Below are 20137 nucleotides of genomic sequence, written 5' to 3'. Positions count from 1 at the left end.
GATTGCCGGACGTTTGACTGGCGTCCGGCAAATTTTCGCGGTTAAAATAGCACGACCGTTCGGAAAAATTACGCGAGCGACCAGCCCCCCTTATAATGGCCGGCGTTTTGCAAAATCGTCTTATCAATTAGTGGAGTGAGCGCATGAAAGTCCTGGTCGCAGTCAAGCGCGTGATCGATTACAACGTGAAGGTTCGCGTGAAGACGGACGGCAGCGGTGTCGATCTGGCCAACGTCAAGATGAGCATGAACCCGTTCGACGAGATCGCCGTGGAAGAGGCGGTCCGCCTGAAGGAAGCGGGCGTCGCTACCGAAGTGATCGCCGTCTCGTGCGGCGTGACGCAGTGCCAGGAAACCCTGCGCACCGCCATGGCCATCGGCGCCGACCGCGGCATTCTGGTCGAGACTGCCGAAGAGCTGCAGCCGCTGGCCGTCGCCAAGCTGCTCAAAGCGCTGGTCGACAAGGAACAGCCTCAGCTGATCATCCTCGGCAAGCAGGCGATTGACGACGATGCCAACCAGACCGGCCAGATGCTGGCTGCGCTGGCTGGCCTGCCGCAAGCCACGTTTGCCTCGAAGGTGCAGATCGCTGATGGCAAGGCTTCGGTCACACGTGAAGTGGACGGCGGTCTGGAAACCCTGTCGGTCAAGCTGCCGGCCGTGGTCACCACCGACCTGCGCCTGAACGAGCCGCGCTACGTGACGCTGCCGAACATCATGAAGGCGAAGAAAAAGCAGCTCGACACGGTCAAGCCGGAAGACCTGGGCGTGGACGTTGCACCGCGCCTGAAGACGCTGAAGGTCGTCGAGCCCGCCAAGCGCAGCGCCGGTGTGATGGTGCCCGACGTGGCCACGCTGGTGTTCAAGCTCAAGACGGAAGCCAAGGTGCTGTAAGGCGGTCAACCGCTACTGCACGCAACTTCAAGCACACCGAACAGGCAGATCAAGATGACCGCACTCGTTATTGCTGAACACGACAACCAATCCATCAAGGCCGCGACACTGAACACCGTGACGGCCGCCGCCCAATGCGGCGGTGACGTCCACGTGCTGGTGGCCGGCGCTGGCTGTGGCGCCGCTGCACAAGCCGCCGCGCAGATCGCCGGCGTGACCAAGGTGCTGGTGGCCGACGCCCCTCAGTTTGCCGATGGCCTGGCCGAGAACGTCGCCGAGCAGGCCCTGGCCGTTGCCGGTAACTACAGCCACATCCTGGCGCCCGCCACCGCCTACGGCAAGAACATCCTGCCGCGCGTGGCCGCCAAGCTGGACGTGGCCCAATTGTCCGACATCACCAAGGTCGACGGCCCGGACACCTTCGAGCGCCCGATCTACGCCGGCAACGCGATTGCCACCGTGCAATCGGCCGACAAGGTGAAGGTAATCACCGTGCGCGGCACGGCATTCGACCCGGCCGCTGCCACCGGTGGCTCCGCTGCTACCGAAAACCTGACCGCCGTGGCTGACGCCGGCATCTCGCAATTCGTCTCGCGCGAAGTGACGAAGAGCGACCGCCCGGAATTGACCGCCGCGAAGATCATCGTGTCGGGCGGCCGTGGCGTAGGCTCGGGCGAGAACTACACCAAGGTGCTGACGCCGCTGGCCGACAAGCTGGGCGCAGCGCTGGGCGCCTCGCGCGCGGCAGTGGACGCCGGCTTTGTGCCCAACGACTACCAGGTTGGCCAGACCGGCAAGATCGTCGCGCCGCAGCTGTATATCGCCGTCGGTATCTCGGGCGCGATCCAGCACTTGGCAGGCATGAAGGATTCCAAGGTGATCGTTGCGATCAACAAGGATCCGGAAGCGCCGATCTTCCAGGTGGCGGACTACGGCCTCGTGGGCGATCTGAACGCCGTCGTGCCGGAGCTGGTGACCGCACTGGGCTGATTGCAACGCGCTGCGCGCATCAAGAGAGGCGCGCAGCAATGCCCGACGCAAAGCCGTTTCCGACCTGTTTGGAAACGGCTTTTTTTGTACGCGAGCGCCATCAGGAGAGTGCGTCACGCACTCGATGCGGCACTGTCCTGATCGCGCTTAACAAGAGTTGGAGAGAGACATGACCTATCAAGCCCCAGTCAAGGACATGCTGTTCGTGATGAACGAGCTGGCCGGCCTGGACAACGTCGCCAAGCTGCCCGGCTTTGAAGACGCCACCGCCGACACGGCACAGGCCGTGCTGGAAGAAAGCGCGCGCTTTACCGGTGAAGTCGTTGCGCCGCTGAATGTGGAAGGCGACCGTAACCCGAGCAGCTGGAAGGACGGCGTCGTCACGGCCACCGCGGGTTTCAAGGAGGCGTTCGCGCAGTTCGGCCAAGGCGGCTGGCAGGGCGTGCAGCATCCGGTGGAATACGGCGGCCAGGGCCTGCCGAAGCTGATCGCCACGGCGTGCATCGAAATGCTGAACGCGGCGAACCTGTCGTTCGCGCTGTGCCCGTTGCTCACGGATGGCGCCATTGAGGCGTTGTTGACGGCCGGCACCGAAGAGCAGAAACAGCTTTTTGTTCCCAAGCTCATCTCGGGCGAATGGACGGGCACGATGAACCTGACTGAGCCGCAGGCTGGCTCCGACCTGGCACTCGTACGCACGCGCGCCGAGCCGGTAGGCGACGGTACGTTCAAGATTTTCGGCACGAAGATCTTCATCACCTGGGGCGAGCACGATATGGCCGAGAACATCGTCCACCTTGTGCTGGCGCGTACGCCGGGTGCGCCGGAAGGCGTGAAGGGCATCTCGCTGTTTGTGGTGCCGAAGTTCATGGTCAATAAAGACGGCTCGCTGGGCGCGCGCAACGATGCGCATTGCGTGTCGATCGAACACAAGCTCGGCATCAAGGCGAGCCCGACGGCCGTGCTGCAATTTGGCGACAACGGCGGCGCGATCGGCACGTTGGTTGGCGAAGAAAATCGCGGCCTGGAATACATGTTCATCATGATGAACGCGGCGCGTTATGCGGTGGGCATGCAGGGTATCGGCGTGTCGGAGCGCGCGTATCAGAAGGCCGTCGCCTATGCGCGCGAGCGTGTGCAGAGCCGCCCCGTGGATGGCTCTGCTGCCAAGGCCGTGCCCATCATTCACCACCCGGATGTGAAGCGCATGCTGCTGACGATGCGCGCCATGACGGAAGGTGCGCGTGCGCTGGCCTATGTGGCTGCTGCGGCGTGCGATGCCGGCCATCACGCTGCCGACGACGCTGCACGCAAGCAGAACGCAGCGCTGTACGAATTCCTGGTGCCCATCGTGAAGGGCTGGAGCACCGAGATGTCGATCGATGTGACGAGCCTGGGCGTGCAGGTGCACGGCGGTATGGGCTTTATCGAAGAGACGGGCGCCGCGCAGTTCTATCGCGATGCGCGCATCCTGCCGATCTACGAAGGCACCACGGCCATCCAGGCCAACGATCTGATCGGCCGCAAGACTGTGCGTGACGGCGGTGCGGTGGCGCTGGGCATTTGCGCGGAAATCGCTAAGGTGGAATCGGCGCTGGCGGCAAAGGGCGGTGCGCATTGCGACGCGATGCGGGCGCGTCTGGCAGCAGGTCGCGAGGCACTGGAATCGGTGGTGCGCTTTGTGGTCGCACAGACCAAGGCGCAGCCGAACGCCGTGTTCGCGGGCAGCGTGCCGTATCTGCGTCTCTGCGGCATCGTGCTGTCGGGTTGGCAGATGGCGCGTGCGCTGCTGGTGGCCCTCGACCGCGAGAGCGAAGACCCGAACTTCTATGGTGCGAAGATCGCCACCGCGCGCGTGTTCGCTGACGTGTTGCTCACGCAGGCACCCGGTATTGCGCAGAGCGTGCTGACAGGCGGCGAGACGATCGGCGCGATGCCTGAATTGCGGTTCTAAGCGGCATCAGCGGAACAAAAAAGGGAGGCTTCGGCCTCCCTTTTTATTGCATGCAGCGTAGGCGATCAGGCCAGCGCAGGCTGGGTTGCCGGCATCGGCGTCCCACCCATGTAGCGATACACCGACAGGTCATCTGAGCGGATGGCAGGCGAGCGGCCGGACACCAGATCCGACAGCAGCTTGCCCGAGCCGCATGCCATGGTCCAACCCAGCGTGCCGTGCCCAGTGTTGAGCCACAGGCCGCGCACGGGCGTCTGGCCGACGATGGGCGTGCCGTCCGGCGTCATCGGGCGCAGGCCCGTCCAGAACGAGGCACGCGACACATCCCCGGCACCCGGGAACAGGTCGTTGACCACGAACTCCAGCGTCTTGCGCTTGCCCGGGTCCAGGCGCTTGTCATAGCCGACGATCTGCGCCATGCCGCCCACGCGGATGCGGTCGTCAAAGCGCGTCACGGCCACTTTGTAGGTCTCGTCCAGGATGGTGGACGCAGGGCTCTTCGCCGCGTCGGTCATCGGTACGGTGATCGAGAAACCCTTGAGCGGGTAGACCGGCACGTTCACCAGATTCTTCAGGAACGGCGTGCTGTAGCTGCCCAGTGCCACGACCACGAGATCGGCGTCGATCGGCTGGCCGTCGACCAGCGCGCCGCGTACGGCGTCGTTCTTGAAGATGAGGCTGTTGATCGTGCTGTTGAAACGGAAGCGCACGCCGAGCTTTTCCGCCATCGCGGCGAGGCGCGTGGTGAAGAGTTGGCAATCGCCCGTTTCGTCATTGGGTAGGCGCAAGCCACCGGCCAGCTTGTGGCGGGTCGAGGCCAGGCCTGGTTCACTGCGCACGAGGTCTTCGCGCGAAAGCAGTTCGTAGGGCACACCAGCACGCTCGAGCACGGCGATGTCGTTCGCGGCGCCGTCGAGCTGTTGCTGGGTGCGGAAGATTTGCAGCGTGCCTTGCTGGCGGCCTTCGTAGGCGATGCCGGTGTCGGCGCGCAGGTCGCGGATGCAGTCACGGCTGTATTCGGCCAGGCGGACCATGCGCTCCTTGTTTTGCGCATAGCTGGCGGCGTCGCAGTTGCGCAGCATCTGCCACATCCACTTGAGCTGGAAGAGCGTGCCGTCGGGGCGGATGGAGAGCGGCGCGTGCTGCTGGAACATCCACTTGATGGCTTTGAGCGGCACGCCCGGGGCGGCCCACGGCGACGCGTAGCCCGGCGAGATCTGGCCAGCATTGGCAAAGCTCGTCTCCAGCGCCGGACCGGCTTCACGATCGACGACGGTGACTTCATGGCCCGCGCGGGCCAGGTAATAAGCGCTGGTCACGCCAATCACGCCGCTGCCAAGAACGAGCACGCGCATGGTGATACTCCCCGGAGATGCATTTGCGATAGATGCCGCTATCGTATTCGCACAACTCCAGTAGATGTTTCTGTATATTTATTGGAAACAGTAACAACTTCGATTTTGAGGCGTTTTCCACCATGCGAACCCAGCGCAAGCCCGTCCGGGCCCTCGATAAGCTTGACCGGCGCATCCTCGACCTGCTGCAAAAGGACGGACGGTTGTCGATGAAGGAACTCTCCGAGGCGGTCGGCCTGACCATCACGCCGTGCATCGAGCGTGTCAAACGGCTGGAGCGAGAACGCTTCATCCTGGGCTATTACGCGCGGCTCAACCCGGCCATGCTGGGCGCGTCGCTGCTGGTGTTTGTGGAGATCAGCCTAGGCAGCAAGTCGGGCAACATGTTCGAGCAGTTCCGGCGTGAGGTGCTGCGCATTCCCGAGGTGCTGGAGTGTCATCTGGTGTCGGGCGATTTCGATTACCTCATCAAGGCGCGCATTCGCGAGATGAGCGAATATCGCCGCTTGCTGGGCGACATCCTGCTGCAGTTGCCCGGCGCGGTGCAGTCCAAGAGTTACATCGTGATGGAGGAGATCAAGGAGACGCTCGCCATCGATGTGACGGAAGAGGGCGGGTGACGTAGCGTTGTCACGGAAGCGCCTTAGGCTGGCCGGCACCTTCATCACCGACACCGGAGCCCGCATGTCCGACCAGCCGATCTTCAAACCGACCCGCCGCACGCTTATCAAGGGCCTCGTTTCCGTCAGCGGCACGGCGCTGCTCGGCTCGCGTATTGGCGACGTGCTGGCCCAGGGCGTCGCGCCGGCCGCAGTGACGTCCGAACGCCTGCGCCCGCAACTGCCTGGCGGTGTGATGAGCGGTGATATCACGGCCGAAAGCGCCATCGTCTGGAGCCGCTCCGATCGTCCGGCACGCATGATCGTCGAATATTCCACGGATGCCGCGTTCAAGAATGTCGTGCGCCGTGTGGGGCCGGCGGCCCTCGACAGCAGCGGCCTGACAGCCCGCGTTGACCTCAATGGGCTGCCCGCTGGCGCTGACCTGTTCTACCGCGTCCGCTTCCAGGATCTCGTGCACGACAAAGCCTTCAGCGAGCCCGTCACTGGTCGGTTTCGTACGGCACCTGTGTCGGCCAATCGCCCGATCTGCTTCGTCTTCTCTGGCGATGAAGCCGGCCAGGGCTGGGGCATCAACGAGCGCTTCGGCGGTTACCGGCTGTACGAAGCGATGCGTCGCGAATCGCCCGACTTCTTCATCCACTCCGGCGATCAGATCTATGCCGACGGCCCGATCCAGGCCGAGGTGAAACTGCCCGACGGCTCGCTGTGGACCAACCTCGTTACCGAGGCCAAGTCGCACGTTGCCCAGACGCTCGACGACTACCGCGGCGCCTTTGCCTACAACCAGCTCGACAAGAACAAGCGGGCGTTCTCGGCTGAAGTGCCGTTCCTCGTGCAGTGGGACGACCACGAAGTGCGCAACAACTGGTATCCCGGCCAGCAGATCGGCCCGGAAGAGAAGCGCTACCAGGAGCGCAGCGCGTCGCTATTGGCGGCGCGTGCGAAGCAGGCGATGTTCGAGTACAACCCGTTCCGCTTCAACCCGATCGACCCCGAGCAAATCTATCGCGCGTTCCAATACGGGCCGCTGCTCGACGTGTTCATGCTGGACGAGCGTAGCTACCGCGGGCGCAATTCGCCGAACCGCCAGACCCGGCTGGATGCCGATTCGGCCTTTCTCGGCCCGGCACAGGCGGCGTGGCTGAAGAAATCGCTCAAGCAGTCGAAGGCGACGTGGAAGGTGATTGCGAGCGATATGCCGATCTCGCTGGTGGTGCCCGATCTGAATCCGGACGTGCCCAAGGGCACCTACGAAGCCTGGGCGAACGCGGACGATGGCGCGCCGTCGGGCCGCGAACTGGAACTGGCTGAGATCCTGCGCTTCATCAAGCAGGAGAACATCCAGAACGTGGTGTGGGTGACGGCCGACGTGCACTACGCACAGGCCACGTACTACCACCCCTCGCGCGCGAAGTTCACGGAATTCAAGCCGTTCTGGGAATTCGTCGGCGGGCCGATCAACGCGGGCACGTTCGGGCCGAACGAAGTGGATCAGACCTTTGGGCCGGACCTGCGCTACATCAGCATTCCCAAGGACAATCCGCAGAACCAGTCACCGGCAGCGCTGCAGCAGTATTACGGCCGCGCCAAGATCGACCCGGCCACGCGGACGATGCACGTGTCGCTCCATGACCTCGACGGCAAATCGCTCTGGGAAGTGAAGCTCGATCCCGAGGCGTAGCCAGCGTCACCCACAGCGGAGCGGGGGCGGATGCGATAGGATCAGCAAGCCCCCGCATCCATTCTGTTCTGCTGTGTCCGATATGTCCGATCGCCATGTCCCCCGCAAGGGACGCGGCGCCACTTCCAATCTGCAAGGCCGCTTCGAACGCGACGAACGCACGCGCGTCGACGACGGCTGGCAACCGCTCGTCGGGCACCTCGAACCGGACGACGCGCCGCCGCGCATCCAGACCTCCGTCTCCATCGAACGCGCGCGCTCGATCCTGAGCCATAACCAGTCGCCGGATATTCCGTTTGGGGTGTCGCTCAATCCATATCGTGGCTGTGAGCATGGTTGTGTGTATTGCTTTGCGCGGCCGACGCACGCGTATCTGGAGTTATCGCCCGGGCTCGATTTCGAGACCAAGCTGTTCGCCAAGACCAATGCTGCCGAGGTGCTGCGTGAAACGCTGGCCAAGCCCAGCTACCGTTGCGAGGCAATTGCGCTGGGCGTGAACACCGATGCGTATCAGCCAATTGAGCGCGAGCTGCGCATCACGCGCGATGTGCTGCAGGTGCTGCACGATTGCGATCACCCCGTCGGGCTCATCACCAAGTCGACATTGATCGAGCGCGACGTCGATCTGCTCGCCCCGATGGCGGCGAAGAATCTTGTCGTCGCCGCCGTCACAATCACCACGCTCGACGCCGATCTGGCGCGCAAGCTGGAGCCCCGTGCCGCCACGCCATCGCGCCGCCTGCGCACGATTCGTACGCTGGCCGAGGCGGGCATTCCGGTGGGAGTCAGCGTCGCGCCGATGATTCCCTTCATCACGGACGACCACATGGAGCAGATTCTGGAAGCCGCGCGCGAAGCGGGCGCCACGTACGCGAGCTATATCGTGCTGCGCTTGCCAAACGAGCTGAACACGGTGTTTCAGGACTGGCTGATGGCGCATTTCCCCGACCGCGCGCAACGCGTGATGAATCGCATCCGCGACCTGCACGGCGGGCAGGATTACAAGGCGGATTTCGCCACGCGCATGCGCGGAACCGGCATTTGGGCGGACTTATTGCGGCAGCGTTTCTACAAGAGCGCCGACAGGCTCGGCTTCAGTTACCACCGCTACAACGAACTGGTGCTTGATACCTCGCAGTTCAAACCTCCGGCGCGCGCCGTCAAGCCGCGAAAGCCGGTCGATGAGCGCCAGGGCAGCTTGTTTTGACTACTGCGACAGTTCTTTCGCTGCCTGCACCTGCGTTTCGAAATACGTCTGGAAAGTAATGGCGAGGCCGGCCATCAGCAGGCCGGTGCCAATCATCAGCGTGAGAATGCTCAGCAGGACGACAGGCCAGCCCGAATGCGTGGGCGTGCCGTCGGCATTGAACTGCGCATCCCATTTTTCGTCGGGGCGCAGGCCGTAGACCAGCGCAGACAGATACCCTGCCAGCACTGAAGATCCACCGATCATCGCGCAGACCCAGCCTGGGACGCTCGCACGCTGCGTCGACCACAGCAGCGCCACGCCAACCACGCCGAGCACCATGGCAAGCACTTGCGACCACGCCCAGAAGTCGCGTCCGCCCTTGAGGTAGAAGCGATGTGCGCCCACGCTCCCGAACAGGAAGGCGAGCAGCACGGTCAACAGCTTGGATTTTTTCTGGAGAGCGGTCGTAGACATAGCGGGCGATGAACACACGGCAAGACACAGCGCCGCGCATTCTACGCCCAACATCAACCGCGGCGCAGCCAAATGACGACGCCGGAAGCGCGTCCTAAAGACGTATCAGCAACTAAAAGAAGAGGCCGTCAGTTCGGCCGGATGCGCGCAACGCTGCGGAGCGCTTGCGGCAGGAGAGGCCGGATCACTAAATCGGAACCGGACGCAGCGACGGCACGCTCATTGAAACCGTCGAGTCCTGCTGTAGCTGAGGTGCCTGATGGCGCGAACCGACTTCACCGTAGAGCAGGTGAGCGAGCATCAGCATAAAGGCCGTGGTCCAGACGAGGCCAAGGATAAGCCGCACATGGCGGTGGAGGGGGAATGCCATTGGAGCACCTGTTGTCGTTGTGATTGGTGTGATGCTGCGTGCGCGCCAAACGTGTGCACGCAGCATCCAATACGACTCAGATGTGCCCCGGCAAGTTCCGGGATGTGAAATGCGGCGGCGTGTGCGCCTCAGCCCCGGCGCGAACCGCGCCAGTTGCCTTGGTCGCCGTTGCCTCGTTCCTGGCGCATGCGCTCCTGCTGTTGCCAGTCACCGCGGCCGCCGCCGTCCCGAGGTTGAACGCGACCATTAAGGCGGTCATCTGCACGGGCACGCGCTTCCATGCGCTCCACTTGCGCGCGGATGCGGGCCGCCTGCTCGCTACGCGTGTCGGCAAAGAATTGCGCCACCAGCGGACGCGTCTGCGGCGCCGTCTGTGCCGTTTGCGTCCAGACGGGCAGGGCGGATTTTGCAAAGGCGACGGCGGCTTGACGCGCCGATGCGTTGGCAGCCACAGCGCCCGCAGAGGCGACGATCAGAACGCCTGCCGCCAAGGGGCGAAGCAATGCGCGAATCGGCATGGCTATCTCCTGTCGGGCAAGGATTCGAAAGCGCCACGCGCCGCGTGCTTCTGATGTATGCAACAGAGATCGGCTGCGCGTGTTCATGCTTGTCAATGTAAGGCTTCACTCAGTAGGCATCCACTGTCCGAACGTTACCCGTGTAACGAGATGTTTCGTGCACGCTTTGCCATGGCGAGGGGCGACGCCGAGGTCATTTCCCCGTGTAGCGGATGCGATACACAGCGCCGGCCAAGTCGTCGGACACAAGCAAGCTGCCATCGGGCGCCACGAGCACATCGGCGGGGCGTCCCCACGCCTGTTCGCCCTGCAGCCAGCCGTGCGCGAACGGTTCCTGCTTCGTCACATTGCCGGCAGCGTCCAGTGCGACGCGCATGACGCGGTAGCCCACCTTTGACGATCGGTTCCAAGAGCCGTGCTCGGCAATGAAGATGTTGTTCCGGTACTCCGCCGGAAAGCTGCCCCCCGAATAGAACCGCATGCCCAACGCCGCCACATGCGCTCCGAGCTTGGCCACAGGCGGCAGGTAGTTGCTGCACGGGTGTCCGGCGCCGAATTCCGGGTCGGGAATGTTGCCCGCGTGGCAGAACGGGTAGCCGAAGTGCGGGGTGGGTTTGGTGATGCGGTTCAACTCGTCGTCGGGCACGTCGTCACCCATCAGGTCACGGCCGTTGTCGGTGAACCACAATTCGTGCGTGGTCGGGTGCCAGTCGAAGCCGACCGTGTTGCGAATGCCGCGCGCCACCAGTTCCAGGCCGCTGCCGTCGGCGTTCATGCGCATGATGTTGGCGTACCGGTTTTCATCCGGGCGGCAGATGTTGCAGGGTGCGCCAACGGGCACATACAGTTTTCCATCCGGCCCGAATGCGATGAATTTCCAACCGTGATGGGCTTCCGTCGGCAGCTTGTCGTTGATAACCACTGGCTCGGGTGGATTGCTGAGTTGCTTGTCGATGCCATCGAGCCGCACCACACGCGAAACCGCAGACACATACAGGTTGCCGTCACGCCATGCCACGCCAACAGGGAGTTGCAGCCCGGACGCCACCACACGGATGGGCGCATTCGGCGTTTGCCATGGCATTGCGTAGACTTTGCCGGCGCGGCTTCCAACATAAAGAATTCCGGCCGGAGAAAGCGCCATTTCACGTGCGGCCGGCATCGCGTCGGTCAGCACCTCGACACGGAAGCCAGGCGGTACGTGGAGTGTCTCGATGGGCAGCTTCGCGAGCGCCGCGGTGACTGTACCAAGCCAAGCTGCGACCACAATAGCGGGCTTTATGTACCGTCGTTGCCGCGCGTACCGCCCGGCATCTCCATTCGCTACGCCTAAGTGTTTGTTTGGCCGGAGGAATTGCGCTATACTTGCGTGTTTCTCTGTACGCATATCCAGTTTTTCAAGGAAAAGATCCATGGTCGTGATCCGTCTGGCCCGCGGTGGCTCCAAGAAGCGCCCGTTCTTCAATATCGTTGCGACCGACTCGCGTAACCGCCGTGATGGCCGTTTCATCGAGCGCGTCGGTTTCTACAACCCGCTCGCCGGTGAAGGCGAAGAAGGTCTGCGCATCGTGCAAGACCGCCTGACCTACTGGGAAGGCGTGGGCGCACAACTGTCGCCGACGGTTGCCCGTCTGGTGAAGCAAAACGGCAAGAAAGCTGCTGCCTAAGTTTTAGCATGCGTCGATCGACGGTGCCGTCCGAGCACTTCCTGCTGTGACGCGCGCCGCATCGACACGGCCCGGTCCTGTGGCTGCTGCAACGCAAGCAACCTCGCAAAAGGTTGCCGAACGGCTGCAAGCCATGCGCCCGGGCGCGGGCTCCAACCCGGCGCTCCCCGACGATCTCGTCGAGGTGGGTTATGTGGGTGGGGCTTACGGTATTCGCGGCTGGATCAAGGTCCAGTTGCACGGCGACGCCGACGCGCTGCTGAATGCTCGCACCTGGTGGCTCAAGCCGGCTGCTGGCGCACTGGCAACGTCGGCGGACTGGCGGGTGTTTCCCGTCGGCACGTCGCGTGAGCATAGCGGTACGGTGGTGGCGGGTTCGCCTGCCGCGCCTGACCGCAATGTTGCCGAGGCACTGCGCGGCTATGCCGTGTGGGTTAGCCGGGCCGATTTTCCCGAGCCGGACGATGACGAGTTCTACTGGGTCGATCTGATCGGCGCCACGGTCGTCAACGAGCAAGAGGAAACGCTTGGCACGGTGGGCGGCCTGATCGATAACGGCGCGCATCAAATCCTGCGTATCGTCGGTGAAGGCGAGGTCGAGCGGCTCGTGCCGTTTGTCGAGGTTTACGTGAAGTCGGTGGATGTTGCGGGCAAGCGCATCGTCGTCGACTGGGGTCTGGATTACTGAACATGCGGCCGGAGAATTCGGCGATGCAGTTCGACGTCGTCTCGCTGTTTCCGGACATGTTCCGGGCGCTCACGGATTGGGGGATCACCAGCCGTGCAGCCAAACAGCAGGTGTACACGTTGCGCACCTGGAACCCGCGCGATTTCACGACGGACAACTACCGCACCGTGGACGACCGCCCTTACGGCGGTGGCCCAGGCATGGTGATGTTGGCCAAGCCGCTGGAAGCGGCGCTGGACGCGATTCAGGAGGCGCAAGCGCCTGCGGTGTCGCATGTGGTGCTGCTGTCGCCGCAAGGCAAGCCGCTTACGCACAAGCGGGTGATGGAACTGGCGCAACTGCCGGCCCTCACGTTGCTGTGTGGCCGTTACGAAGCGATCGATCAACGTCTGGTCGACCGTCGCGTAGATGAGGAAATCAGCCTTGGTGATTTCGTCCTCTCCGGCGGAGAGATTGCTGCGATGGCAATCATCGACGCCGTAGTGCGGCAATTGCCTGGCGTGCTGGGCGATGCGCAGTCGGCGGTGCAAGACAGCTTCGTCAACGGTTTGCTGGACTGCCCGCACTACACGCGGCCGGAAGAGTACGAAGGTGTGCGTGTGCCCGATGTGCTGTTGGGGGGGCACCATGCCGAGATCGAAAAGTGGCGCCGCCAGCAGGCGCTGTTGAATACGATGCGCAAGCGGCCCGATCTGATCGAGGTAGCGCGCAAGCAGGGTTTGTTGTCCCGCAGCGATGAGGTCTTCCTCGCTGCCGCGGCGATAACGGCAAAGGGGTCAGAGGCTTCCACACAGGAAGGTTCGACCAAGTGAAGTTCCCATCCTCTACCGGGGCCGCGATCAACCGATCAGGCAAAACGCCGGCATGATGGTCTAGGAGAAAAAGATGAATATCATCGAGCAAATCGAGCAGGAAGAAATCAAGCGCCTGACGGCCAACAAGACGATCCCCCCGTTCGCCCCTGGCGACACCGTGATCGTCAACGTGAACGTCGTTGAAGGCACCCGCAAGCGTGTGCAGGCGTATGAAGGCGTCGTGATTGCCAAGCGCAACCGTGGCCTGAATTCGTCGTTCATCGTTCGCAAGATTTCCTCGGGCGAAGGCGTGGAGCGTACGTTCCAGCTGTACTCGCCGCTGCTGGCGAGCATCGAAGTGAAGCGTCGCGGTGATGTGCGCCGTGCGAAGCTGTACTACCTGCGCCAACGCTCGGGCAAGTCGGCACGCATCAAGGAGAAGCTGACCTTCAAGCGCAAGGAAGCCGTAGCGGAGTAATCTGCGCGCGTTGCGAAAAGGCACCTTCGGGTGCCTTTTTTCTCTTTTGCGGCGGAAGATTGACCGCATATGTTTCTTCGGCCCATACCCATACATTCCCATCCGATGCGCCGTCCCGTGTTCGATCCTGAGCAGTTGCCGGTGGTGCCGACCGAGGCATCATTGCCTGCGCTCGGGGTCGCGCGCCTGACCGCCGAGTTCGTGCGCGAGCGGCTGCAAATGCCGCCCGACTGGCAGCCGGAGCAGACGGATGAATCCCGCTTGATCGACGCCTCGCTCAAGTTGCGCGAGGCAGCGGTGTTGGTGCCGCTGGTGCAGCGCGAAGCGGGTCTGACGGTGCTGCTGACCCAACGCAATGCGTCGCTTAGCCAACATGCTGGCCAGGTCAGTTTTCCGGGCGGCGGGCGCGAGGACTTTGACCGGGACATGGTTGATACCGCGCTGCGCGAAACGATGGAGGAAGTCGGCATCAGTGCGGATCACATTGAAGTGATCGGTCGCCTGCCTGACTACATCACCGGAACGGGTTTCCACGTGAGCCCGATTGTCGGGTTGCTGGTGCCTGATTTCACACTTCAGCCTGACCCAAGTGAAGTGGCCGAGGTGTTTGAAGTGCCGCTGGCCTTTTTGATGGACCCGGCCAACCACGAAGTGCGCGAGCTGCGGTGGGAAGACCGTGTGCGTCGTTTCTATGCGATGCCTTATCGACGATCTGGGCGATCTGGCCAAGAATCTGACTCTGGTCATCACTTTATATGGGGTGCGACGGCGGGTATGCTGCGCAACCTGTATCACCTGCTGGCAGCGTAGCGTCGGCGCGAATATGGGCCCGAAGGTGCGCTGTTGCGCGCACGCTGTGTGCTATCGTCTTGCACATCGCCTCCACGGCGTGATCCACGCCTTCGCAACGCCCTTCCAATGACTTTTTTCTCCGTACTCTGCGCGCTGATTCTTGAACAGTTCCGTGCGCTCAGCCGGGACAACCCGATCTACGACGTCGTACGCGCACTGGCCGCGCGGGCAGAAGAATGGTTCGACACGGGCCATCGTCGCGATGCTGTGCTCGCCTGGTGTGTGGTCACGCTGCCGGCCGTGGTGGTCGTGGCGCTGGTGCACTATCTGCTGTCGTCGATCAGCCTTGGGCTGGCGTTCCTGTGGAACGTGCTGATGGTCTATCTGACGCTCGGTTTCCGCCAGTTCAGCCACTACTTCACCGACATCCATGAGGCGCTGCGCAGCGATGACATTGTCACTGCGCGCCTGCTACTCAACGAATGGTCGGGCCGGGACACGACCGATATGCCCGTCAACGAGATCGTCCGCCATACGCTCGAATGCGCGATCGTGGCGGCGCATCGTCACGTGTTTGGCGTGTTCTTCTGGTTTCTGGTGCCAATTGGGCCGGCGGGTGTGGTGCTGTATCGCGGCGCTGAATACCTCGCTCGCCACTGGAGCGATACGTCGACGGAGCGCAGCCCCGCGCTGGGCCTATTCGCCCGTCAGGCGTTTTTCGTCATCGACTACATCCCCGCGCGCCTGACTGCGATTGGCTTCTCCATCGTCGGCAACTTTGAAGATGCCGTGTACGCGTGGCGCAACCGCGCTGCCAAGTGGAACGATGAAGTGAATGGCATCCTGCTGGCCGCCGGCGGCGGTGCACTCGGCGTGCGTCTGGGCACGCCCATTCCACAACGCGATTCTGCCGATAGCATTGCCGACGAAGACGGCGCCTATCCAATGGAAGTGGGGCAGGAGCCAAATGTACGCACGCTGCAGTCGGCTGTGGGACTAGTGTGGCGCGCGGTGGTGCTGTGGATGCTGCTGCTGGCGATGCTGTCGATTGCCGTGTGGCTGGGCTGATGCGGCTCGCCTAGCTGCTGAACGATCAATCAGGCCGCATCCTCGCGATCTTTGCCGCAGCGCCAGCACTGGGCGAACTGCGGCTCGTGACTCTCTCCGCAATGCACGCAACGCCATGCCGGCCCGGTGGGCGGGTGCTGCGCCTGATCGATCAGCGCTCGGGCCTGCGCTTCCTGCTCCGGGTTCACGAGCCAGACTTGCGCCGCGCAGTCCTGCGGCGGAACGTCACCCGCTACGCTGCTTAGGTAAATGTTGCGCAGCTCGGTGCGGATGCCGGCTGCAGCCAGCACGTTCTGCCAGTGTGCGGCCATGCCGAGCGATGAACTGCTGATCAGCAACTTCATCCCAGCCCCCCGAACGTGTTACGAAGCCGTTACCAAGGCTTCTGTTGCTCCGATTCGTGCAGCAGTTGCGCGTAAAGCTGGTGCCGCCGTGGATCGATCTTGCCTTCGGCAATCGCGCCCAGAATGCCACAGCCGGGCTCTTGCAGGTGCCGGCAGTTATAAAAGCGGCACTCGGTCAGGCGCGGGCGGAACTCGGGAAAGGCGCGTTCCAGCATCCCTTCGCTCAAGTGATGCAGACCGAACTCCTGGAAGCCCGGCGAGTCGATCAGCACGCCGCCCTGGCCCCATTCAGTAGGCAGGTGATAGAGCCGTGTGAACGTGGTTGTGTGCTTGCCGGAATCCAGCTTTTCGGAGATCTCGCGCGTTTGCGCATCCACACCCGGAATCAGCAGGTTCAGCAGTGACGACTTGCCCATGCCCGACTGCCCGATCAGGATCGAAGCGCGCCCGGTCACGTGCGGTTCGAGCGCGGCGTGCGCGGCGTCCGGCGCACCATGCACCGTCAGTTCCACAATGGTGTAACCCAGGTCTCGATAGAGCGCCAGGCGTGAGCGAGCCGTCTCCAGCCGAGCGGTCAGGTCGATCTTGTTGAGCAGGATGAGTGGGGTGAGACCGAGGGATTCTGCTGCGACGAGCGCGCGGCCGAGCAGGTCTTCCGAAAAGCTCGGCTCGGTGCCGAGCATGATGATGACTTGATCCAGGTTCGCCGCCAGCACCTTCGATTTGAACTGGTCGGAGCGGTGGAGCAGGTTGCGGCGATCGTCAACGCGCACGACGACGCCCTGGTCGACGGCGGTGGCTTCATAGACCACGCGATCGCCGACAGCGCATTCGCTGCGTTTGCCGCGCGGGAAGCATTGCAGGAAGCCGCCGCCCTCGCGTTCCACCAGGTAATGGCGCCCGTGTGCGGCGATGACGAGCCCGTGTTCGCCGGTGGCGGCCTGCTTATGAGCGCGGCTCGGTTTGCCGCGCGTCATGCCGTGCGGGCCTGCACCAGGCGCTCCACGCGCTGCGATGCAGTCGGGTGCGAATAGTAGAACGTTGAGTAGACCGGGTCCGGCGTGAGCGTCGATGCGTTGTCCTGGAACAGCTTGACCAGCGCCGAGACGAGTTGATTGGCGTCGGCGTGCTCGGCGGCAAAGGCATCCGCTTCGTACTCGTCCTTGCGCGACGACAGGCTCGCCAGCGGCGACACGAAGAACGTGAACACCGGCAGGACCAGGAAAAACAGCATCAGCGCCAGCGCATGGTTGTCGGAGAACAGGTTGGGCGCGACGCCCAGGCCGAGGTAGAACCACGTGCGCGTCATGAGCCAGCCGAGCAGTGCCAGCGCACCGAGGCTCAGCACGAACGTCACGGCGATGCGCTTGGTGATGTGGTGGCGCTTGAAATGGCCCAGCTCATGCGCGAGCACGGCTTCCATTTCGGACGGGTTCAGGCGGGCTAGCAGCGTATCGAAGAAGACGATGCGCTTGGTTGCGCCAAAGCCGCTGAAGTAGGCGTTGCCGTGGGCGCTGCGGCGGCTGCCGTCCATCACGAAGAGGCCCTTGCTGGCGAAGCCGCAGCGCTTGAGCAGGCTTTCGATGCGCGAGCGCATTTCCTCGTCCTGCAGCGGGGTGAACTTGTTGTAGAGCGGCGCGATGACGTTCGGGTAGATGGCCTGAACAAACAGCATGAACGCCATCCACACGACCCAGGTGTACAGCCACCAGTGCGCGCCCATCTTGCCCATCAGCCAGAGCACCGCCAGCAGCAGCGGCAGACCCAGCACGGTACCGATGGCCAAGCCCTTGAGGTTGTCGGCCAGCCAAAGCTTGAACGTCATGCGGTTGAAGCCGAAACGCTCCTCGACGACGAACTGTGCGTACAGCGAAAACGGCAACTCGATCACGCTGCTGATCACGATGACCGATGCGATCAGCGCCACGCCATACGCATAACCGGGGCCAAACACGCCCAGCCACGCCTGGTTGATCCAGTTCAGCCCGCCGAGCAGCGTCAGGGCGATCAGCAGCGCGGCCTGAACCGGCACTTCCAGCATCGCCAGACGGGTGCGGGCGATGGTGTAGTCCGCGGCCTTGCGGTGCATGTCCAGCGTGATTGATTCGGCAAACTGCGCAGGTACGGCGTCGCGGTGACGCGCCACGTAACGGACTTGCCGCGCGGCCAGCCACAGGCGCGTGGCGGACATCAATACAAGGGTGATCAGGAAGACAGCGGTAAAGGCGGGCATGTGGGGAAACACCTATCAGATATGCGAAAATTATAGCCTTCAGTCATTTTCTCAAGGCCCTTGAGTGAGCACCCCCGTGAGTACCGCCGTTTCCCCGTCCGCCGCATCCCCGTCCACCCCCAGCCGCGTTGCCGCGAAAAGCGATAACAACCTCGTTTGGCTCGACATGGAGATGACCGGCCTGAGCCCCGAGAACGACCGCATCATCGAAGTGGCCGTGGTGGTGACGGATTCGGAGCTGAACATTCTTGCTGAAGGTCCGGTGCTGGTGATTCATCAGTCCGACGAGCTACTCGACGGCATGGACGCCTGGAACAAGGGCACGCACGGGCGTTCGGGCCTGATCGACAAGGTCAAGGCATCCACCACGACCGAAGCGGAAGCGGAAGCGGAACTGCTGGCTTTCCTCAAGAAGTGGGTGCCGAAGAGCAAGTCGCCAATGTGCGGCAACTCCATCTGCCAGGACCGCCGCTTCATGGCGCGCTACATGCCCAAGCTGGAGGAGTATTTCCACTACCGCAACCTGGACGTCTCTACGCTCAAGGAACTCTGCAAGCGCTGGCAGCCGGCCATTGCCAAGGGCTTTACGAAGCACCAGCGGCACACGGCGTTCGCAGACATCATCGAATCGATCGAAGAACTGCGCTATTACCGCGAGCACTTCATCCGCGACGTGCCGCAAACGCCGGACGCTGAAGCGCTGGCGTCTTCGGTGGCCCCGTAAGCGTTAAACCTGCAGCGGTTTTGGGCGCACAGCGTGCTTGGGCCGCCAGGCCTTGACCACGCTGTCGTGCGTCTCGACATATGGGCCGCCGATCAGGTCGATGCAGTACGGCACGGCCGCAAAGATGCCCGGCACGGTGGCGCGGCCTTCCACATCCTTCACGCCTTCCAGCGTTTCCTTGATGGCGCGCGGCTGACCAGGCAGGTTGATGATCAGCGTGGCGCGCGACGGCGTTTCGCGGATCACCGCCACCTGACGCGACAGAATCGCCGTCGGAACGAAATGCAGGCTGATCTGGCGCATCTGCTCGCCAAAACCCGGCATTTCCTTCGTGGCGACGGCCAGCGTGGCCTCGGGCGTCACATCGCGGCGCGTCGGGCCGGTGCCGCCCGTGGTGAGCACCAGATCGCAGCCGACATGATCGACGAGGTCGATCAGTGTTTCGGCAATCGCCGCTTGATCGTCCGGAATCAGCCGCTCCACCCCTTGCCACGGCGATGAGATCGCGGTGCCAAACCAGTCCCGCAGCGCGGGAATCCCTTCGTCCTGATACGTGCCGGCCGAGGCGCGGTCCGAAATCGACACAAAACCGACGATCAGCTCATCGGCGTGGCGGCGGGTGATCGGAGCGGAGCGGGTAGGGGCTGTCATGCGTCGTCGCCTTCGGCTTCGGGTTGATCGGCGTCGTCTTCATCACGATCATTGCCGGCCAGGGCCTGCTTGACCATCTGGAACAGCTCGCGCGACGACTTGGGCGGCTTGGCCAACTGCGTTTCCTTGCGCGCATTGCGCACCAGCGTACGCAGCGCCTGCACGTCGGAATCCGGGTGCGCTGCAATGAACTCGGTAACGGCGTCGTCGCTGGTGATCAGGCGGTCGCGCCAACGCTCCATGGCATGCAGGCGCGCGGTTTCGGCTTTCGAGGCGCCAACGAAGGTGGCCAGGACGCGGCGAATGGCCTCCACTTCCTCGTCGGTCAAGGTGCGCATCAGCTTGCCGATGTACTGCATCTGGCGGCGCTTGCCTTCATGGGCGGTGGTGCGTTTGGCTTCGCGCAGGGCGTCGAGCAGCTTTTCGGGCAGCGGTACCTTGGCGAGTTTGTCCTTGGGCAGCGCTTCCAGGGCAGTGCCCAGGTCTTGCAAGGCGTTTACCTCGCGTTTGCGCTGCGATTTGCTCTTGGGCGTATCCGGATCGTCCTCGTCACCGATGTCGGTGCGCACGACGGGTTGGAGATACGTGGGGTTGTGTCGGGATGCTCGGCTCATGGCGCGCATTGTATCTTGCTATGATGGGCACTTTCGC

The 20137-nt window shown here is 63.1% G+C and carries 23 protein-coding genes; 13 read left to right on the top strand and 10 right to left on the bottom strand.

Going from position 1 to position 20137, the window contains the following annotated elements; all coding sequences use genetic code 11:
* Positions 1-143 precede the first annotated feature (143 nt).
* The 3 genes from ACEN9T_RS20225 (at position 144) to ACEN9T_RS20215 (ending at position 3837) form a co-directional block, all read left to right on the top strand.
* Positions 144-893 carry an electron transfer flavoprotein subunit beta/FixA family protein gene (locus tag ACEN9T_RS20225; protein ID WP_413706871.1) on the top strand — a complete coding sequence of 250 codons (750 nt, stop codon included), beginning with the start codon at positions 144-146 and terminating at the stop codon, positions 891-893.
* 54 nt (positions 894-947) lie between these two features.
* Entirely contained in the window at positions 948-1883 is a 936-nt protein-coding gene (locus tag ACEN9T_RS20220; protein ID WP_027677863.1) for an electron transfer flavoprotein subunit alpha/FixB family protein, read from the top strand.
* 169 nt (positions 1884-2052) lie between these two features.
* Entirely contained in the window at positions 2053-3837 is a 1785-nt protein-coding gene (locus tag ACEN9T_RS20215) for an acyl-CoA dehydrogenase (RefSeq protein WP_413706870.1), read from the top strand.
* A gap of 65 nt (positions 3838-3902) precedes the next feature.
* On the opposite strand, the gene ACEN9T_RS20210 is transcribed toward ACEN9T_RS20215, so the two are convergent.
* The gene (locus ACEN9T_RS20210) at positions 3903-5192 is read right to left on the bottom strand and encodes a D-amino acid dehydrogenase (protein WP_413706869.1); all 1290 of its coding nucleotides are present in this window, start codon (positions 5190-5192) and stop codon (positions 3903-3905) included.
* 122 nt (positions 5193-5314) lie between these two features.
* Here ACEN9T_RS20210 and ACEN9T_RS20205 point away from each other — a divergent pair, with 122 nt between their 5' ends.
* The 3 genes from ACEN9T_RS20205 (at position 5315) to ACEN9T_RS20195 (ending at position 8703) form a co-directional block, all read left to right on the top strand.
* On the top strand, positions 5315-5812 hold the full coding sequence (locus ACEN9T_RS20205; protein ID WP_092971668.1) for an Lrp/AsnC ligand binding domain-containing protein: 498 nt from the start codon (positions 5315-5317) through the stop codon (positions 5810-5812).
* A gap of 64 nt (positions 5813-5876) precedes the next feature.
* Positions 5877-7496: an alkaline phosphatase D family protein gene (locus tag ACEN9T_RS20200; protein ID WP_413706868.1), complete on the top strand. Its 1620-nt coding sequence runs from the start codon at positions 5877-5879 to the stop codon at positions 7494-7496.
* Positions 7497-7578: 82 nt separating this feature from the next.
* Positions 7579-8703, top strand: coding sequence for a PA0069 family radical SAM protein (locus ACEN9T_RS20195; protein ID WP_413706867.1), 1125 nt, complete (start codon positions 7579-7581; stop codon positions 8701-8703).
* Here the strand turns inward: ACEN9T_RS20195 and ACEN9T_RS20190 are convergent, their stop codons facing one another.
* From ACEN9T_RS20190 to ACEN9T_RS20175, 4 genes are all read right to left on the bottom strand, one after another.
* Positions 8704-9159 carry an NINE protein gene (locus tag ACEN9T_RS20190; RefSeq protein ID WP_092971665.1) on the bottom strand — a complete coding sequence of 152 codons (456 nt, stop codon included), beginning with the start codon at positions 9157-9159 and terminating at the stop codon, positions 8704-8706.
* A 187-nt stretch (positions 9160-9346) separates the two neighbouring features.
* Entirely contained in the window at positions 9347-9529 is a 183-nt protein-coding gene (locus tag ACEN9T_RS20185; RefSeq protein WP_413706866.1) for a hypothetical protein, read from the bottom strand.
* A gap of 128 nt (positions 9530-9657) precedes the next feature.
* Entirely contained in the window at positions 9658-10047 is a 390-nt protein-coding gene (locus ACEN9T_RS20180; protein ID WP_413706865.1) for a hypothetical protein, read from the bottom strand.
* Between the two features lie 193 nt (positions 10048-10240).
* A complete protein-coding gene (locus ACEN9T_RS20175) occupies positions 10241-11314 on the bottom strand; it encodes a PQQ-dependent sugar dehydrogenase (protein WP_413708489.1) in 1074 nt (357 codons plus the stop codon).
* Between the two features lie 145 nt (positions 11315-11459).
* Between ACEN9T_RS20175 and rpsP the strand changes: the two genes are divergently transcribed.
* The 6 genes from rpsP (at position 11460) to ACEN9T_RS20145 (ending at position 15534) form a co-directional block, all read left to right on the top strand.
* The gene (gene rpsP, locus ACEN9T_RS20170; protein WP_024976244.1) at positions 11460-11714 is read left to right on the top strand and encodes a 30S ribosomal protein S16; all 255 of its coding nucleotides are present in this window, start codon (positions 11460-11462) and stop codon (positions 11712-11714) included.
* Between the two features lie 133 nt (positions 11715-11847).
* Positions 11848-12402, top strand: coding sequence for a ribosome maturation factor RimM (rimM, locus tag ACEN9T_RS20165; RefSeq protein ID WP_092971885.1), 555 nt, complete (start codon positions 11848-11850; stop codon positions 12400-12402).
* A 23-nt stretch (positions 12403-12425) separates the two neighbouring features.
* Positions 12426-13214, top strand: a complete 789-nt coding sequence (gene trmD, locus ACEN9T_RS20160; RefSeq protein ID WP_413706864.1) for a tRNA (guanosine(37)-N1)-methyltransferase TrmD — start codon at positions 12426-12428, stop codon at positions 13212-13214.
* Positions 13215-13287: 73 nt separating this feature from the next.
* Positions 13288-13674, top strand: coding sequence for a 50S ribosomal protein L19 (rplS, locus tag ACEN9T_RS20155; protein ID WP_045204485.1), 387 nt, complete (start codon positions 13288-13290; stop codon positions 13672-13674).
* Between the two features lie 105 nt (positions 13675-13779).
* Positions 13780-14484: a CoA pyrophosphatase gene (locus ACEN9T_RS20150; RefSeq protein WP_413706863.1), complete on the top strand. Its 705-nt coding sequence runs from the start codon at positions 13780-13782 to the stop codon at positions 14482-14484.
* A gap of 108 nt (positions 14485-14592) precedes the next feature.
* Entirely contained in the window at positions 14593-15534 is a 942-nt protein-coding gene (locus ACEN9T_RS20145; RefSeq protein WP_413706862.1) for a CobD/CbiB family protein, read from the top strand.
* A 29-nt stretch (positions 15535-15563) separates the two neighbouring features.
* Here the strand turns inward: ACEN9T_RS20145 and ACEN9T_RS20140 are convergent, their stop codons facing one another.
* Genes ACEN9T_RS20140 through ACEN9T_RS20130 form a run of 3 tightly spaced genes read right to left on the bottom strand, consistent with a single transcriptional unit; the run spans position 15564 to position 18111 of the window.
* The gene (locus tag ACEN9T_RS20140; protein WP_092971659.1) at positions 15564-15878 is read right to left on the bottom strand and encodes a hypothetical protein; all 315 of its coding nucleotides are present in this window, start codon (positions 15876-15878) and stop codon (positions 15564-15566) included.
* A 29-nt stretch (positions 15879-15907) separates the two neighbouring features.
* Positions 15908-16855, bottom strand: coding sequence for a ribosome small subunit-dependent GTPase A (gene rsgA, locus ACEN9T_RS20135; protein WP_413706861.1), 948 nt, complete (start codon positions 16853-16855; stop codon positions 15908-15910).
* The gene (locus tag ACEN9T_RS20130) at positions 16852-18111 is read right to left on the bottom strand and encodes a M48 family metallopeptidase (RefSeq protein WP_413706860.1); all 1260 of its coding nucleotides are present in this window, start codon (positions 18109-18111) and stop codon (positions 16852-16854) included. The genes rsgA and ACEN9T_RS20130 overlap by 4 nt, the downstream gene beginning before the upstream one ends.
* Before the next feature lie 76 nt (positions 18112-18187).
* On the opposite strand from ACEN9T_RS20130, the gene orn reads away from it, so the two are divergent.
* The gene (gene orn / locus ACEN9T_RS20125; RefSeq protein WP_413706859.1) at positions 18188-18835 is read left to right on the top strand and encodes an oligoribonuclease; all 648 of its coding nucleotides are present in this window, start codon (positions 18188-18190) and stop codon (positions 18833-18835) included.
* Positions 18836-18838: 3 nt separating this feature from the next.
* On the opposite strand, the gene mog is transcribed toward orn, so the two are convergent.
* Together mog and yjgA are read right to left on the bottom strand one after the other, a co-directional pair.
* Positions 18839-19486 (bottom strand): molybdopterin adenylyltransferase, encoded by a 648-nt coding sequence (gene mog, locus ACEN9T_RS20120; protein WP_413706858.1) that lies wholly within the window; start codon positions 19484-19486, stop codon positions 18839-18841.
* The gene (gene yjgA, locus ACEN9T_RS20115) at positions 19483-20100 is read right to left on the bottom strand and encodes a ribosome biogenesis factor YjgA (protein ID WP_413706857.1); all 618 of its coding nucleotides are present in this window, start codon (positions 20098-20100) and stop codon (positions 19483-19485) included. The genes mog and yjgA overlap by 4 nt, the downstream gene beginning before the upstream one ends.
* Between the last annotated feature and the right edge of the window lie 37 nt (positions 20101-20137).

The sequence above is a fragment of the Ralstonia sp. Ralssp110 genome, from assembly GCF_047325135.1.
GTDB classification, from domain to species: Bacteria; Pseudomonadota; Gammaproteobacteria; order Burkholderiales; family Burkholderiaceae; genus Ralstonia; species Ralstonia mojiangensis.
The sequence above is the reverse complement of the archived record's forward strand: the minus strand, read 5'-3'. Positions and strand labels throughout refer to the sequence as shown.

Bases quoted from the DNA above. Each gene is read 5' to 3' on its own strand.
- ACEN9T_RS20225 (WP_413706871.1), top strand. From the start codon at position 144: ATGAAAGTCCTGGTCGCAGTCAAGCGCGTGATCGATTACAACGTGAAG.
- ACEN9T_RS20220 (WP_027677863.1), top strand. From the start codon at position 948: ATGACCGCACTCGTTATTGCTGAACACGACAACCAATCCATCAAGGCC.
- ACEN9T_RS20215 (WP_413706870.1), top strand. From the start codon at position 2,053: ATGACCTATCAAGCCCCAGTCAAGGACATGCTGTTCGTGATGAACGAG.
- ACEN9T_RS20210 (WP_413706869.1), bottom strand. From the start codon at position 5,192: ATGCGCGTGCTCGTTCTTGGCAGCGGCGTGATTGGCGTGACCAGCGCT.
- ACEN9T_RS20205 (WP_092971668.1), top strand. From the start codon at position 5,315: ATGCGAACCCAGCGCAAGCCCGTCCGGGCCCTCGATAAGCTTGACCGG.
- ACEN9T_RS20200 (WP_413706868.1), top strand. From the start codon at position 5,877: ATGTCCGACCAGCCGATCTTCAAACCGACCCGCCGCACGCTTATCAAG.
- ACEN9T_RS20195 (WP_413706867.1), top strand. From the start codon at position 7,579: ATGTCCGATCGCCATGTCCCCCGCAAGGGACGCGGCGCCACTTCCAAT.
- ACEN9T_RS20190 (WP_092971665.1), bottom strand. From the start codon at position 9,159: ATGTCTACGACCGCTCTCCAGAAAAAATCCAAGCTGTTGACCGTGCTG.
- ACEN9T_RS20185 (WP_413706866.1), bottom strand. From the start codon at position 9,529: ATGGCATTCCCCCTCCACCGCCATGTGCGGCTTATCCTTGGCCTCGTC.
- ACEN9T_RS20180 (WP_413706865.1), bottom strand. From the start codon at position 10,047: ATGCCGATTCGCGCATTGCTTCGCCCCTTGGCGGCAGGCGTTCTGATC.
- rpsP (WP_024976244.1), top strand. From the start codon at position 11,460: ATGGTCGTGATCCGTCTGGCCCGCGGTGGCTCCAAGAAGCGCCCGTTC.
- rimM (WP_092971885.1), top strand. From the start codon at position 11,848: ATGCGCCCGGGCGCGGGCTCCAACCCGGCGCTCCCCGACGATCTCGTC.
- trmD (WP_413706864.1), top strand. From the start codon at position 12,426: ATGCAGTTCGACGTCGTCTCGCTGTTTCCGGACATGTTCCGGGCGCTC.
- rplS (WP_045204485.1), top strand. From the start codon at position 13,288: ATGAATATCATCGAGCAAATCGAGCAGGAAGAAATCAAGCGCCTGACG.
- ACEN9T_RS20150 (WP_413706863.1), top strand. From the start codon at position 13,780: ATGCGCCGTCCCGTGTTCGATCCTGAGCAGTTGCCGGTGGTGCCGACC.
- ACEN9T_RS20145 (WP_413706862.1), top strand. From the start codon at position 14,593: ATGACTTTTTTCTCCGTACTCTGCGCGCTGATTCTTGAACAGTTCCGT.
- ACEN9T_RS20140 (WP_092971659.1), bottom strand. From the start codon at position 15,878: ATGAAGTTGCTGATCAGCAGTTCATCGCTCGGCATGGCCGCACACTGG.
- rsgA (WP_413706861.1), bottom strand. From the start codon at position 16,855: ATGACGCGCGGCAAACCGAGCCGCGCTCATAAGCAGGCCGCCACCGGC.
- ACEN9T_RS20130 (WP_413706860.1), bottom strand. From the start codon at position 18,111: ATGCCCGCCTTTACCGCTGTCTTCCTGATCACCCTTGTATTGATGTCC.
- mog (WP_413706858.1), bottom strand. From the start codon at position 19,486: ATGACAGCCCCTACCCGCTCCGCTCCGATCACCCGCCGCCACGCCGAT.
- yjgA (WP_413706857.1), bottom strand. From the start codon at position 20,100: ATGAGCCGAGCATCCCGACACAACCCCACGTATCTCCAACCCGTCGTG.